The organism is Yersinia sp. 1252 StPb PI, assembly GCF_048593885.1.
GTDB lineage: Bacteria > Pseudomonadota > Gammaproteobacteria > Enterobacterales > Enterobacteriaceae > Yersinia > Yersinia enterocolitica_E.
Map to the genome: position 1 here is coordinate 1 of NZ_JAZGQE010000049.1, position 13,999 is coordinate 13,999.

The following is a 13,999-nucleotide window of genomic DNA, read 5'->3' on the forward strand; positions in this document are numbered from 1 at the left end:
GAAAAATAGATAATATAAAAAAATACCGACAGTAATGGCGGTGACTAACCTGATATACCGTTTTTGCTGTAAGAAAAACTGCGGATGTTGCTGTTTTAAAGTCAATATCTGTGACGGTGTTAAATGATGAGCCAACATTATGAAGCTCCTTCCACAACGTGCTGACGTAATTTACCCGAGGTATAATCCAACAGCGATACCACAATAATAATCAGCAGCAATGTCATGCTCACCTGATCATAACGGTCCAATTTTATTGACGTCATCAGCTCCTGCCCAATCCCACCAGCACCAACCAGTCCTAGAATGGTCGATTGGCGGAAATTAATCTCCAGACGCATAAAGCTATAAGAGAGAAATATCGGTTTTACCTGTGGCCACAGCGCAAAACGCATTCGTTGTAATTTACCCGCACCACAGGCCGCCAGCCCACGCACTGGTTTATCAGATGCCGTTTCAAGCGATTCATAAAACAACTTAGTCAGACTGCCAATCGTATGTAATGCCAGTGCCAGAAAACCGGGAATTGCCCCGATACCAAAAGCCATAACAAACATCACTGCCCATGCCAATTCCGGCATGGTGCGTAAAAATGCCACAAAAGTTCGAATAGATAACCGTAACCAAGGCGGGCTTTGAGTATTATTCGCAGCCAGGAAGGCCAGGATAACCGCAACCACCACGGATAAAATAGTGGATGCTACCGCCAATTGCAGCGTTTCCCAAATCAGTGGTAACTGTATGGGTAACCGATAGCCCCAATAAGCCAGAGAACCCTCCGTGTGACCATCGGCAAGTAAATTGTGCCAATGGAGTACCGGTATCGTTTCGGTTAGATAATCAAAAAAATGTGGGATGGAAATAAAAACAGTATGTAAATTAAACTCAGCAATACTTCCAGCACCCAGATAAATAATTGCCAGCGTTAATGACCAAATCAACGTTTCACGTTTTTGTTTACCGCGAATCTGCTGGTAGTAGTGGTTAAAATCAGTATTCAAAATAAGCTACCACCTAAAAGCAATAGCTCCGGCAAGCCAGAGCTATTTCGTTTTATCCGCCGGACCGAATTAACGATCACCTTTGGTTAATTCACGCTTCATATCAATGATAGTTTGATACTCGCTGAGGGATGTTTCACCAATATGCTGTTTGCCACCCATCGCTTTAATGAAACAACCGTGATCCTCTTTATCAAGTCTTTTAACCGCAGCGACTAATTGCGCTTTAAATTCAGGCGGTAATGCACTGCGGACAAGAATCGGGCCGTTGGGGATCAGTGGCGACTGCCAGATGATACGGATCTGTTTCATTAAATCCGGGTGATCCATACGAATCATGCGCGTAAATGCACCACTGGTATAACCGGTGTTATAGTCACCGATCATGGAAGCCCAGGTGACAGCACCGGCGAATTGTCCGTTAATGACACCCAGAATATCTTGTTCATGACCACCAGAGAATGTCACGCTAGAGAAGAAGTCGTTATATTTATTATCCGGTGTTCCACCAAATTTCTGTTTAAAACTTTGATTAGGGATTAAAAAACCGGAGGTTGAATCTGGGTCAGCAAAACCGAACGCTTTACCTTTCAAATCTTCAATTTTCTGATAAGGGCTATCCGCTTTCACCACAACCACAGAGTGATAACCGCGTGATTTGTCAGTATCATCGATAGCAATACCTACAATATCAACGGCTTTAGGATCTTTAATATAAACAGAGGCAAAAGAGGAAGGAGACATACTTAATACCAAGTCAATCTTCCCACCTAATAGGCCTTGTATTACGCCAGAATAGTCTGATGCATTATGCAAGTTTGTTTTTACATTTAACTCTTTATCTAAAAACTCTTTGACACACATATTATCGCCAATTTGTTGTGTCGCATTCTGCCCACCAAGAATACCCAGATTAATTTCTTTTGGTGCATCCGCTGCTGTAGCATTAAATACCATCAAACTTGCCACTAATGGGGTAAGACAAAGTACTTTTTTCATTAAAATAACCTATTCTGATAAAGGGATAAGTGGGGATTAATGCAAAAGCTCAGTGGATTCGTCGCTGTAAATATCTTGAATAATAGAATCATTTAACAGTGAAGGATGCCCATCAAAGACAATCCGCCCGTGGGCAATCCCAATCACTCGGGTGCAATAATCTTTCACCAAATCAACAGAGTGTAAGTTCACAATCACAGCAATATCGTTTTCACTTATTTTCTGTAATGTATTCATAATGCGGGTTGTGTTTTTTGGATCTAAAGAAGCGACAGGTTCATCAGCCAATAATATTTTGGGGTTTTGCATCATGGCGCGGCAAATGGCCACCCGTTGCATTTGGCCGCCAGAGAGATTCTCTGCACGCTGCAACGCATGGGGTAACATATTAAGCCATTGTAATAACTCAATTGCTCTAGCCCGATCTTCATCAGCAAATATTTTGAAAAATGATTTAAACGTGGAGGTGTAACTCAGGCGGCCTAACAAAACATTAGTAATAACATCAAGGCGGGGGACCAAACAGAAATCTTGGAAAATCATGCCGCATTTTGCGCGCCATTTACGCATCTGCTTGGTTGTTAGTGCTGCAATATTTTGCGTATCGCCATTGTCATGGTAATTAATAATTTCACCCGCACTGCTGGGGATCGTGCCATTTAAAACATGTAATAATGTTGATTTCCCGGCACCGGAGCGGCCAATAATTGCAACAAATTCACCGGCATGGAGTTCAAAATTAATATCATCCAGCACGCGGTGTTGTGATTGGTACGCTTTAACTAATCCCTTAACGGCAAGTACCTTCTTACGCGGTTCTTGCACCGCAGCCGGATAGTCAGCCACAGTGAATTTACGTAATGCCTGGCCCATAACATGTCTCTCAGATTGCCTGTCGTCATGAGCTATTAACGGATAATTCTATTGCATCTTGATGAAAGTTTTATGAGAGAAAGGTGACAAAAAATAGCCACCTTTCTTATACTTTACTCAATTACAGGATATTGATGAGTATCTAACTTCTTAATTTACGGTAGACGAACAGTACAACCAGTGAACCGATAACCGCCACGACAAAGCTACCAAAATTAAACCCATCAACTCTGCCCATACCAAAGAAGGTGCTAATATAGCCCCCCACCAGGGCACCGACCACGCCAAGGATTACGGTCATAATAAAGCCACCGCCATCCTCTCCGGGCATAATCCATTTAGCCAAAACACCGGCGATAAGACCAAAAATAATCCAAGATAGTATGCCCATAAACACCTCCATAAAATTAATATTTGCTGATAACTGATTTGACTACCCACTGTTGTTGATCCGCCTTTCAGCTTTGCGTTCAATCTTAAACATAGGTTTCAGGTAAACATAACGGGCTTAACCTGACAGTCTTAAAGCAGCTAACATCATTAAGTTAAGACCCGATTAACAAAATCTGCAAATCAGACCAGCCAAGTTAAATACAAATCAAATAACCGGCTGTCGCGGGGTGAAAACATGATTAATTCCCTGCTGTTGTAGCTTTTTCAATAAATCATATCCACCATTTGGCACACTATGCGCAAACTCTCGTTCGCTTGTAAAAACAGGGCTGACCCAATACATATTAACCGGATCACCTTGTTGAAGAGGTAGAGTAAGATTGTCTGCATCAGCATATAACGCTGATGATAAAATATAGCCTTCATAACCCTTAGGGGCGACAGCCGACTCCAGTGTATGCCCTTCGCCAAGCCAGGTTATTTTACTCCAGGGAACGTGGGCAAATCCTGCCAGCGCACTGGCCATGTGAATAGCGTTGTCTTCGTTGACATATTGGCTATCAATTGCAATCGCCATTTCCAAGCGCCGGTATTTAGCTGCATCATCATTAAATAATATTTCAACCCATGGCTGAGGACGAATACTGACCCCCACAGTCAGAAAGTAATATATTCCCTCTTTCTCATGTTGAGAGATGGCCATTGGCGGCCACGTCCCCTGATCGATGGCATAATATTTTACCGATGGACCGAAGTGCTGTTCATAATATTGAATATATTCAGCTTGTAATGCAGGCCACGGATTTCCCTCTTCCTGTTGCCAGGCCCGCCAAAATTGACGAGTATGTTGCGCATTGGCATATTGTGTATTCGTTGAAGCTGACCCCAGAGGTAATGTCAGGGGATTATCTTTAATACAACTGGCGGAATAGCAAATTGAGTGATCAATATAGAGGCTCCAGCCAGGAATAATTGCCAACAGTTGTCCCTGATACCACAATGCCGCACCGTCGTCACTTTCAGACCAGACTATCGTAATATATTGCGCATCCAGCTCCGCCTCACCCGCCACATTACGGCAGAACTCTGCGGCTAATCGTGGGGCCAACCCTTGTTCAAGGGCGGTATTATCAGCCGATTGTGGCGCAGCAACCAGATTTCTCACCCAGCAGGCACGCACGGGAAAACGCTCTTCAAATGCCTCCTGCGGATAAATATAGAAGTAAACAACCCGATTATCCTGTTGCACCACAGCAACCAATGTCTGGTTTTCATTACTGACTTCGGCCAGTACCTCAGATTCTTTCATATCGCCTCAACTGTATCGGCAAAGGGTTTCAGGCGAAACATACTGTATTGCCTGCTGTAAAATAAGCCTATTAGCGGAACACAGATAATCTCATGCTAATAACTTTAATACTGATAGTGTAAAGCATGGCATAGTGTAAAACGTCTTATCCCTTTAAATCATCAGCAAAAGTCTCAAAAATACGCCGAATGCGATTATTATTTGAATCTTATTTTTTATAATCGATTCAATATGATCCTATAGTGACCGATCGTAATTATAGACTGTCACCTCAATACCTATAACCAATAGTTGATAGTCTACAGCCTGAATTCACGCTAAAATAAAACCATTATTTCTCGCAGAATTGAGGGTTCACATGGCATATATACCGAAGAATTACACCCGGCTGGAAAGTGGCTATCGGGAGAAAGCACTGAAAATTTTTCCGTGGGTCTGCGGTAAATGTTCACGAGAGTTTGTTTATTCCAATCTGCGAGAGCTGACGGTTCACCATATTGACCATGATCATAGCAATAACCCAGAAGATGGCAGCAATTGGGAGATGTTATGCCTTTTTTGCCATGATCATGAACACTCTAAATACACCGAAGCAGACCAATATGGGTCGACTGTGATTGCCGGGGATGATGCCCAGAATGATCAGGGTGTTGCTACCCATAATCCATTCGCCAACCTAAAGTCTTTGATGAAGAAATAACGCTGTCTGGCCGTGGTATGCAACACGGCCGACATGACATCACCATCGGACTAAAAACCTAATAGCTGCCGGTAAGATTGCGTTTCTTGTTGTTGTGGCAATAGCCCTAATTTATCGGCTAACTGTTGGCATTCGACTTTAAGGCTATCCAGGGCCGTAGCATCATCAGTCATGATGGCTATTTCGGCAAAGTCGCCAAGACCCGCCAAGCTATCAACCGTGACATGAAACTTTCCAATAAAGTAGATACTCCGTATTTTTTCCAGCATAAATGCTGGCTGATAGCCTAACGTCGCCAGCATGCTTTGAACCTTGGTTATATCCTCAATATTGCTGGCCTCACAGCGTTCAGTTCCCGGCCCTTTTACTATCCATAAACGAATACCTGACGGGTTCATCTCACGTAAAACCATACTGACCTGTTTAGCCGCTAAATCACCGCCGTTGGCTTCCAGATAGATATCTTTTTCATGATTATTGAGGGTAAATGGCAATGCTTGATGTAATGCTAGTTGTTCATGTAATTGGCTGATGTTCGATAGATGGAACTTTAACTCAACTTCATATTTACCAACAAAATGCTCACTCATAAATGCCTTACTAATCAGTGTAATCATTAAACCCGATCCTATACCTCATCACGTAATGATCAAAATACTTATCAATATCCCCATGGCTCAACCTAGCCTTGATACGCTGAATAATTTTCTGATTAATCATTAATGTTGGTAATGTTTAAACGGCGGAAATGATGAAGGTTGAAGACAATTTAAGCACTAATAACGAGAGCTAGCTCACAAAGCAAACGATTCATCAGGAAACCCTTTCCTCCCTCATGTTTACTTCATGCCATCCGAAGATGCGGTTTGCTATCAGCCGATACGTGGATGAATGCTAACAAAAGTCAATGCCATTACAGGGAGCGGCACCAATGAATCAATCCAATGATGAAAAAAGGCAAACCTTGCTGAACCAGTTGCAGCAGATTGTGGGTGCGCGCTACTTGCTAACCGGCGAACGGCAGACAGAGCGTTATCGTACGGGTTTCCGCTCAGGAGCAGGGTCTGCTCTTGCGGTGGTGTTCCCTTCGACGTTATTACAGCAATGGCAGTTGCTACAAGCCTGTGTGGCCGCCGATACCATTGTTATCATGCAGGCAGCGAACACCGGGCTGACAGAAGGCTCAACCCCCAGTGGTAATGATTATGATCGACCCATTGTTATATTAAATACTTTGCGCCTCAATCAAATCCAGCTATTAAATGATGGAAAGCAGGTTATTGGTTTTCCTGGCAGTACGCTGAATCAATTGGAAAAACGTTTGAAACCTTATGATCGTGAACCCCATTCGGTCATTGGATCCTCTTGCATCGGAGCCTCGGTGGTGGGGGGCATTTGTAATAACTCAGGGGGGTCATTGGTTCAAAGAGGCCCTGCCTACACCGAAATGGCACTGTACGCACAGATTGATGCTCAGGGTGAGTTACAGTTAATCAATCATTTAGGAATTAATTTAGGCAATACGCCAGAAGAGATTTTGCAACGGCTGGAACGGGGTAAATATCGTGCCAGCGATATTGCACAAGGTACACAACAAGCCTCTGACCACGAATATGCTACGCGAGTAAGAGATATTGATGCGCCGACCCCTTCGCGTTTCAATGCCGATCCAAGACGATTATTTGAAGCCTCGGGATGTGCCGGTAAATTGGCCGTATTTGCAGTACGGCTTGACACTTTTCCCAGTGAAAAACAGCAGCAAGTCTTTTATATCGGCACCAATCAGACTCAGGTATTGACTGAATTACGCCGTGCAATTTTACGTGACTTTAAACATTTACCCGTCGCTGGTGAATATATGCATCGCGATATTTTTGATATTGCTGAAGTGTACGGCAAAGATACCTTTGTCATGATAAATAGCATGGGTACCAATAATATGCCCCGTTTCTTTACCCTAAAGGGCAAAATTGACGCGCGGCTTAGCAAAGTTCCTTTTTTAATCGACCATTTAACTGATCGAATTATGCAAGGCTTCAGCCAGGTACTGCCCAACCATTTACCTAAACGCCTCAAAACATATCGGAGTAAATATGAGCATCATTTGATGCTTAAAATGTCAGGTGCAGGTATTCCTGAAGCACAGCAGTTTTTGAAGGACTTTTTTGCGAAGGCGGAAGGTAACTTCATTACCTGTACCGCTGATGAAGGCAAGAAAGCCTTTTTACACCGCTTTGCCGCAGCCGGTGCTGCTGTGCGCTATCACGCTGTTCACGCTGATAAAGTGGAGGATATTCTGGCTCTGGATATTGCGCTACCGCGCAATGAAGAACAATGGTTTGAGACCCTCCCGGCAGAAATAGACCAATGCCTGGTCGCCAAACTCTATTACGGCCATTTCTTGTGCCATGTCTTCCATCAGGACTATATTGTGAAAAAAGGTGTTGATACCCAGGCATTAAAACAAAAAATGCTGGCACTGCTAAATGACAAAGGGGCGGAATATCCGGCTGAGCACAATGTGGGGCATCTCTATATAGCCAAACCAGCCTTAAAGGATTTTTACCAACAGATAGACCCAACCAACAGCTTTAATCCTGGGATTGGTAAAACCTCAAAACGTAAATCCTGGCAGAAAGAATAATATCACACCGATACTGGGCTCCATATCAAGTCGAATTAGGCATTATCTGAATTCAAGTCCTCTATCTCCTGAATTCTGCCAAACAAACTATAGTCATAGTCTAGAGCCAACGAGGTTGGTGCGGCTAACAAATGTTAGTCGGTATTAATGCTAAATCTGGGAGACAGAATGAAAATAATACTGTGGATTATCGCCATTATTTTTATTGTCGGGTTGTTGACGATTACTGGTGTGTTTAAATTAATTTTTTAATGGTTATCAGAGAGATGTAAATATCCGCCAATTGCTTTAAGCAGAATTTGCAGCCCGCCTGCAAATTCTGCTATCTACTGACGGTGTTCTCTACCTATTCCGACACCTGAGCTAAACGCCCTTGCGCATCTTTTTGCTGACGATAGCTTTTGGCAGCCCCAGGGATCGGCGCGGCTTTACCGGTTTCCATCCAACTGCGTAGGCGGTTTGCATCTGCAAAATGCGTATATTTACCAAAGGCATCTAACACCACAAGAGCTACAGGACGATTGCCAATGACGGTCCGCATTGCCAAACAGTGCCCTGCTTGATTCGTAAAGCCGGTTTTAGTGAGCTGAATATTCCATTTATCGTTATAAACTAAATGGTTAGTGTTACGAAATGGCAGCGTATAATCAGGGTCACGGAAAGTTGCCATTTTCTCAGTGGTGGTGCTTAGTTGCCCAATCAGCGGGTATTGTTTGGTCGCCACCAGCAACTTGGTCAAATCATGCGCGGTCGAGACATTATCAATCGACAGACCTGTTGGCTCAACATAACGTGTTTTGGTCATTCCCAAAGATTTCGCTTTCGCATTCATTGCGTTAATAAATGCGTTATAGCCTCCGGGATAGTGATGCGCCAGACTCGCCGCAGCGCGGTTTTCCGATGACATTAATGCTAATAGCAGCATATCTTTGCGACTGATTTCACTGTTTACCCTAACCCGAGAAAATACCCCTTTCATTTCTTTAGTTTGATGAATATCTACTGAGATAATCTCATCCAGTGGCAATTTGGCATCCAACACCACCATTGCGGTCATCAGTTTGGTGATCGACGCAATGGGTACCACTTCATCAACATTGTTAGCGTAAATCACTTTATTTGTTTGTAAATCAACCACCATCGCGCTGCCGGATGCCAGTTCCAAGGGCGTTTTCCCTTTAATTTCAGCCGCCCCACCACTGGCAGAGGCTAAAGGAACAACACTGATACCGGTAGATAAAAGCAAAAAACTTAATAGTGCAAAACGGATTTTCACATGCATGTTCGTCAGCTTAGATAGGTTGTCGGGAGTGATTGTGGTTGGTTCGGCGCATTATAAATTACAGTAATGCACGGCGCACCACACATTCTTCAAATGATTGTTACAAAGATTAAAGCTGCCTAATTGCTACTCACCGGTAAACACTTTTCAAAGAAAGGAACAAAGACTTATTGTGAGCATTATTTTGAAAGATAGTGATTGTTTATAAAATAAGCAAGCAGCCATCGTGGCTCAATTTAGGTCAGGATAATTCAATTTTGCTAAATTGCGCGAGATGTGACGTTAATTGGCGGAAAGATTAGCGCTATAAATCTAAACAGATTATCAATAATGACAAAAAAACGCTTGCTAGACTAATTATTACCCTATAATTGCCAACATAATTTTTAGATATACCCTAAATAATTCGAGTTGCAGGAAGTCGGCAAGCGAGAGACAAATCGGTCGGGAATCGATTTGAACAGCATTTATGCTGCCCGCAGGGTGAGGCTCATTAACCCCGATGAGCTTACATGAGTAAATGATTCGGGTGATTGAACATAGCCAATGCAGCTGCTACTTGAAGTATGACGGATATAAAACTGATTCATAGGTATTTATATGGGAACAACAATCTTTGGTATTCTCTTTGGTGTATTTCTAATCGCGGCAGGTTTAGCGGATATTCATGATGAAAATCTAGCATCACTAACCTTCTGGGTTGACGCATTGCTGATTCTTGTTGGTGCAGTATTCCTATTGGGTATTGCAAAGTTTATCGGGCGTAAGAAGAAATAACAGTGATATTTATCAGAAAAGGCCGCGCACGGCCTTTTCATTGTCAGCCTGTTATACCAAATCACTCATCACTAATTGTGCGATTTCAAAGTAAATAATCAGGCCCGTACCATCAATAAAGGTAGCAATAAAAGGTGCGGAGACCACCGCAGGATCAATTGACATCCGTTTTAATACCATCGGAATAATCGAAGAGACAATGGCACTCCACACGGTGATAGCAACAACAGTTAAGCTCACCACAATGGTGACTTCCATCCCTACGCCCAGGAACCAAGCGCGGATCCAGGCCGCCAGCCCAATCGTTGTTGCCACCATCAGAGAAGTAGAGACCTCTTTACGCAATACCGCCCCCACATTGCGCAGACTCACCTCCCCCAAAGCCATGGCTCGTACCAGAGTCGAGGTGATTTGCGTACCACTGTTACCACCGGTTCCAATCAGTAATGGAATAAAGAAAGCCAGCGCGATAGCGGCTTCCAATTGCTCTTCAAACGCTTTCAATACTGTTCCGGTATAAGCTTCTGCCACAAATAACAGTAATAACCATATAACGCGTTTACGCCATAATGTTATCGGGCTAGTTTGCAAATAAGGCTCGTCGAGAGGCAAACTGGCTCCTTGCCGTTGGGCATCCTCAGTATTTTCATCTTCGATCAATTCGGCAATATCTTTCGCCCGTAATACCCCCACTAATTTTCCGTGGCTTAATACCGGAACAATATCCAGACCGCTTTTTGCCAGTAAACTTGCCGCTTCATGGCGATCTTGATCTGGAGATAGTGAGAAATAGCTCTGATTGATAATTTGGAATACTTTTATATCCGGCTGATCTTCAGTCAGTAAATTCTTAACCGAGAGTAAGCCGACCAAATGCTGCTTGCCATTTGTTACCAACAATTGCGTTGGTATTTCATTATCTGAGATATTCTGCAAGAAATAGGCTTTAGCCTCAGTGACTGACATATCAGCCGATACCGTAATATAAGCATCGCTGATATAGGCACCTAAGGTGGACTCTTTATCTTCGCCTTGATTGGATTGGTTTGGTATTGCTAAATCGAAATGTGAACTCATAAATGACCCTATTACTGTTATAAATTAACTAAACAGTCCTCACATAGGGGCGTAACCAGATTAGAGAGTGCTCAATGGCTATCTCCGTGTCTAAGTTTTAGCACTATACAACGTATCTGATTTCTCAGAAGTTACTTTGGGTTATACCTTAATCCGATATAACCTGTCCTAACCTTGGGCGTCTCTGGACGTCGTCAGATCAGTAACCTGTGTTTGTATAGGAGCCTCGCCTAACGAGATACTGCATTTAAAATGCAGGCACACTATAAACGCGATACTTAAAACAAATCAAAAGAATAACTATTCTTGTTTAAGCTATATTTAAGGTTAGGATTTATATGGCTAATATATAAGTAATAGAAAATTCATACCCGCAGAATAGCCAACGCAATATCTTTTGAGTTTTTTAACGCACGGATTTCACTGAATAAATCTGTGGCTTCAGCATATTCTTTACGTAAATAACCCAACCACTGTTTGATGCGGGCAACATGATACAGGCCGGTATCGCCCTGCTTTTCCAACTGCACATATTTTTGCAGCAGTTTTACCACTTCAGACCAAGCCATACGCGGTTCGTTATACTTCACCACCCGGCTCAGATTCGGTACATTTAATGCCCCGCGCCCTAGCATCACGGCATCACAGCCCGTGACCTTCATGCACTCCTGCGCGCTCTGGTAATCCCAGATCTCACCATTGGCGATCACGGGGATAGTCAGCCGCTGGCGTATTTCGCCAATCGCTTGCCAATTAATGCGCTCGGCTTGATAGCCATCTTCTTTGGTGCGGCCATGTACTGCCAGTTCAGTCGCGCCCGCTTGTTGCACTGCGTCTGCGATTTCAAACTGACGAGCGCCAGAATCCCAGCCCAAACGAATTTTGACTGTGACTGGCAAGTGGGCAGGCACGGCTTCACGCATCGCTTTGGCCCCCTGATAAATCAATTCAGGATCTTTCAGCAATGTGGCACCACCGCCACTGCCATTCACCAGCTTTGAAGGACACCCACAATTGAGATCGACACCGTATGAGCCAAGTTCTACCGCGCGAGCCGCGTTTTCCGCCAGCCACTCGGGATATTGACCCAATAATTGAATACGAACTAAGGTGCCGGAGGGAGTACGGCTTTGATGATGTAATTCAGGGCAGAGACGATAGAAGGATTTTGCTGGCAAAAGTTGATCGACCACCCGTAAAAACTCAGTGATACAAAGGTCATAATCGTTCACTTCGCTGAGGAGTTCGCGCACCAGTGAATCTAATACCCCTTCCATCGGCGCCAATAATACTCGCATGCTAATTACCCTGATCCATTATCCGCACTCGCCCAGTATAAGCGTAAAAAAGACCGGCAATGATACGGGGGAATTGAGGTGTAAAACAAGGAATAACCCAGCAGGAACGCCAATTCAGATGAAAAAAAACCGCCTCAAAGAAGCGGTTTGATCAGCGAAAGGGATTACTGCTTATTCGCCTGGTTTACTGCTACGGCCACGTGAAGAAGGGCCAGCCGGGCGACGTTGACCATCAGCCTGGCTACGTGGGCGACTGTTACGGCTATCGCCGCGACCGGCTGCACCACCGCCATTCTGTGGACGGCCTGCGCTGCTACCACGCCCCATTCCTGGACGTTGTGCGCCACGACCCTGACGACCATTTTGAATCGGATCAGCTTTGATGCTTGGGTCCGGCTCATAGCCATCCAGCGCGATGCGCGGAATTTCACGCTTCAGTAAACGCTCAATATCACGCAACAGTTTATGCTCATCAACGCAAACCAGTGAAATCGCTTCACCGGTGCGTTCCGCGCGGCCAGTACGACCAATACGGTGCACGTAATCTTCTGGTACGTTAGGCAATTCATAGTTAACCACATGGGGTAACTGATCAATGTCCAGACCACGGGCAGCAATATCAGTGGCTACCAGAACCCGGATTTTACCGTCTTTAAAATCAGCCAATGCACGAGTACGCGCGCCCTGGCTCTTATTACCGTGAATTGCCGCGGAGGTAATGCCGTCTTTATTCAATTGTTCAGCCAAATGGTTAGCACCATGCTTAGTGCGGTTAAACACCAACACTTGCTGCCAGTTGCCCTCACCAATCATCTGAGACAATAATTCACGTTTGCGGTTTTTATCCACAAAATGAACACTTTGCGCAATTTGTTCAGAAGCTGTATTGCGGCGCGCGACTTCAACGGAAGCCGGGTTGTTCAACAGCTTGCTCGCCAGACCTTTAATCTCATCTGAGAAGGTGGCGGAGAACAGCAAGTTCTGGCGCTTAGCGGGCAGTTTTGCCAATACGCGGCGGATATCGTGAATAAAGCCCATATCCAACATGCGGTCAGCTTCGTCCAATACCAAAATTTCGATCTTGGACAAATCTACTGCGTTCTGATGTTCCAGATCCAGTAAACGGCCAGGCGTCGCGACTAAAATATCAACACCACCACGCAGTTTCATCATCTGGGGGTTAATGCTAACGCCACCAAATACCACCAGCGAACGTAGCTTCAGATATTTACTGTAACTCTGTACGTTTTCGTCAATCTGCGCAGCCAGCTCACGGGTCGGCGTTAAGATCAACGCACGTACCGGGCGACGGCCTTTAATTGGCTGTTGATCCTGACTAAGCAGTTGCAGCAATGGCAAGGTGAAACCAGCGGTTTTACCGGTACCGGTTTGCGCACTGGCCATTAAATCACGGCCTTCCAGTACCACAGGGATTGCCTGACGTTGAATCGGTGTCGGCACAAGGTAGCCCTGCTCTTCAACAGCACGCAGGATGTCGGCGTTTAGGCCGAGAGAATCAAATGACATATTACAAGAAGCTCCAGATCTTCCCAATCCCAACGATATCGTCAGGTGCAGTTTCAAGGGAAGATTATCAGACGAGGCATGAATTGAGGCATTACCACGAGGATTGGCACAAACTGCAG

Annotated in this window: 13 protein-coding genes, 1 pseudogene and 1 riboswitch; of the genes and pseudogenes, 3 read left to right on the forward strand and 11 right to left on the reverse strand. The window is 44.4% G+C overall.

Translation table 11 applies throughout. The features are described from left to right. The 6 genes and pseudogenes from V2A85_RS09645 to V2A85_RS09670 all read right to left on the reverse strand — a co-directional run. Window positions 1-138: pseudogene (locus tag V2A85_RS09645) on the reverse strand (phosphonate ABC transporter, permease protein PhnE); the annotation flags it as partial. Then, on the reverse strand, window positions 138-1,001 hold the full coding sequence (gene phnE / locus V2A85_RS09650) for a phosphonate ABC transporter, permease protein PhnE (RefSeq protein ID WP_420071317.1): 864 nt from the start codon (window positions 999-1,001) through the stop codon (window positions 138-140). The pseudogene V2A85_RS09645 and the gene phnE, both read right to left, overlap by 1 nt. Before the next feature lie 69 nt (window positions 1,002-1,070). Next, entirely contained in the window at window positions 1,071-2,000 is a 930-nt protein-coding gene (phnD, locus tag V2A85_RS09655; RefSeq protein ID WP_420071318.1) for a phosphonate ABC transporter substrate-binding protein, read from the reverse strand. 36 nt (window positions 2,001-2,036) lie between these two features. Continuing rightward, window positions 2,037-2,873, reverse strand: a complete 837-nt coding sequence (gene phnC, locus V2A85_RS09660; RefSeq protein WP_083159494.1) for a phosphonate ABC transporter ATP-binding protein — start codon at window positions 2,871-2,873, stop codon at window positions 2,037-2,039. Window positions 2,874-3,015: 142 nt separating this feature from the next. Then, window positions 3,016-3,264 carry a GlsB/YeaQ/YmgE family stress response membrane protein gene (locus V2A85_RS09665; protein ID WP_372558396.1) on the reverse strand — a complete coding sequence of 83 codons (249 nt, stop codon included), beginning with the start codon at window positions 3,262-3,264 and terminating at the stop codon, window positions 3,016-3,018. Between the two features lie 207 nt (window positions 3,265-3,471). Continuing rightward, window positions 3,472-4,575 carry a suppressor of fused domain protein gene (locus tag V2A85_RS09670; RefSeq protein ID WP_372558395.1) on the reverse strand — a complete coding sequence of 368 codons (1,104 nt, stop codon included), beginning with the start codon at window positions 4,573-4,575 and terminating at the stop codon, window positions 3,472-3,474. 358 nt (window positions 4,576-4,933) lie between these two features. Here V2A85_RS09670 and yajD point away from each other — a divergent pair, with 358 nt between their 5' ends. Beyond that, window positions 4,934-5,275 carry an HNH nuclease YajD gene (gene yajD, locus V2A85_RS09675; protein ID WP_005189583.1) on the forward strand — a complete coding sequence of 114 codons (342 nt, stop codon included), beginning with the start codon at window positions 4,934-4,936 and terminating at the stop codon, window positions 5,273-5,275. 50 nt (window positions 5,276-5,325) lie between these two features. On the opposite strand, the gene V2A85_RS09680 is transcribed toward yajD, so the two are convergent. Further along, window positions 5,326-5,865, reverse strand: a complete 540-nt coding sequence (locus V2A85_RS09680) for a class IV adenylate cyclase (protein WP_372559848.1) — start codon at window positions 5,863-5,865, stop codon at window positions 5,326-5,328. Window positions 5,866-6,206: 341 nt separating this feature from the next. On the opposite strand from V2A85_RS09680, the gene dld reads away from it, so the two are divergent. Then, the gene (gene dld / locus V2A85_RS09685) at window positions 6,207-7,919 is read left to right on the forward strand and encodes a D-lactate dehydrogenase (RefSeq protein WP_372558394.1); all 1,713 of its coding nucleotides are present in this window, start codon (window positions 6,207-6,209) and stop codon (window positions 7,917-7,919) included. Between the two features lie 346 nt (window positions 7,920-8,265). Here dld and pbpG read toward each other — a convergent pair whose 3' ends face one another. After that, window positions 8,266-9,201: a D-alanyl-D-alanine endopeptidase gene (gene pbpG / locus V2A85_RS09690; RefSeq protein WP_372558393.1), complete on the reverse strand. Its 936-nt coding sequence runs from the start codon at window positions 9,199-9,201 to the stop codon at window positions 8,266-8,268. A 600-nt stretch (window positions 9,202-9,801) separates the two neighbouring features. Between pbpG and V2A85_RS09695 the strand changes: the two genes are divergently transcribed. Beyond that, window positions 9,802-9,978: a hypothetical protein gene (locus V2A85_RS09695; protein ID WP_005189574.1), complete on the forward strand. Its 177-nt coding sequence runs from the start codon at window positions 9,802-9,804 to the stop codon at window positions 9,976-9,978. Window positions 9,979-10,029: 51 nt separating this feature from the next. On the opposite strand, the gene V2A85_RS09700 is transcribed toward V2A85_RS09695, so the two are convergent. The 3 genes from V2A85_RS09700 to rhlE all read right to left on the reverse strand — a co-directional run bounded on the left by V2A85_RS09700 (window position 10,030) and on the right by rhlE (window position 13,880). After that, on the reverse strand, window positions 10,030-11,055 hold the full coding sequence (locus V2A85_RS09700) for a magnesium transporter (RefSeq protein ID WP_372558392.1): 1,026 nt from the start codon (window positions 11,053-11,055) through the stop codon (window positions 10,030-10,032). Between the two features lie 75 nt (window positions 11,056-11,130). Then, a riboswitch (M-box (ykoK) riboswitch) is annotated at window positions 11,131-11,300 on the reverse strand. Between the two features lie 120 nt (window positions 11,301-11,420). Then, on the reverse strand, window positions 11,421-12,353 hold the full coding sequence (gene dusC / locus V2A85_RS09705; protein WP_372558391.1) for a tRNA dihydrouridine(16) synthase DusC: 933 nt from the start codon (window positions 12,351-12,353) through the stop codon (window positions 11,421-11,423). Window positions 12,354-12,524: 171 nt separating this feature from the next. After that, window positions 12,525-13,880, reverse strand: a complete 1,356-nt coding sequence (gene rhlE / locus V2A85_RS09710) for an ATP-dependent RNA helicase RhlE (RefSeq protein WP_420071319.1) — start codon at window positions 13,878-13,880, stop codon at window positions 12,525-12,527. Between the last annotated feature and the right edge of the window lie 119 nt (window positions 13,881-13,999).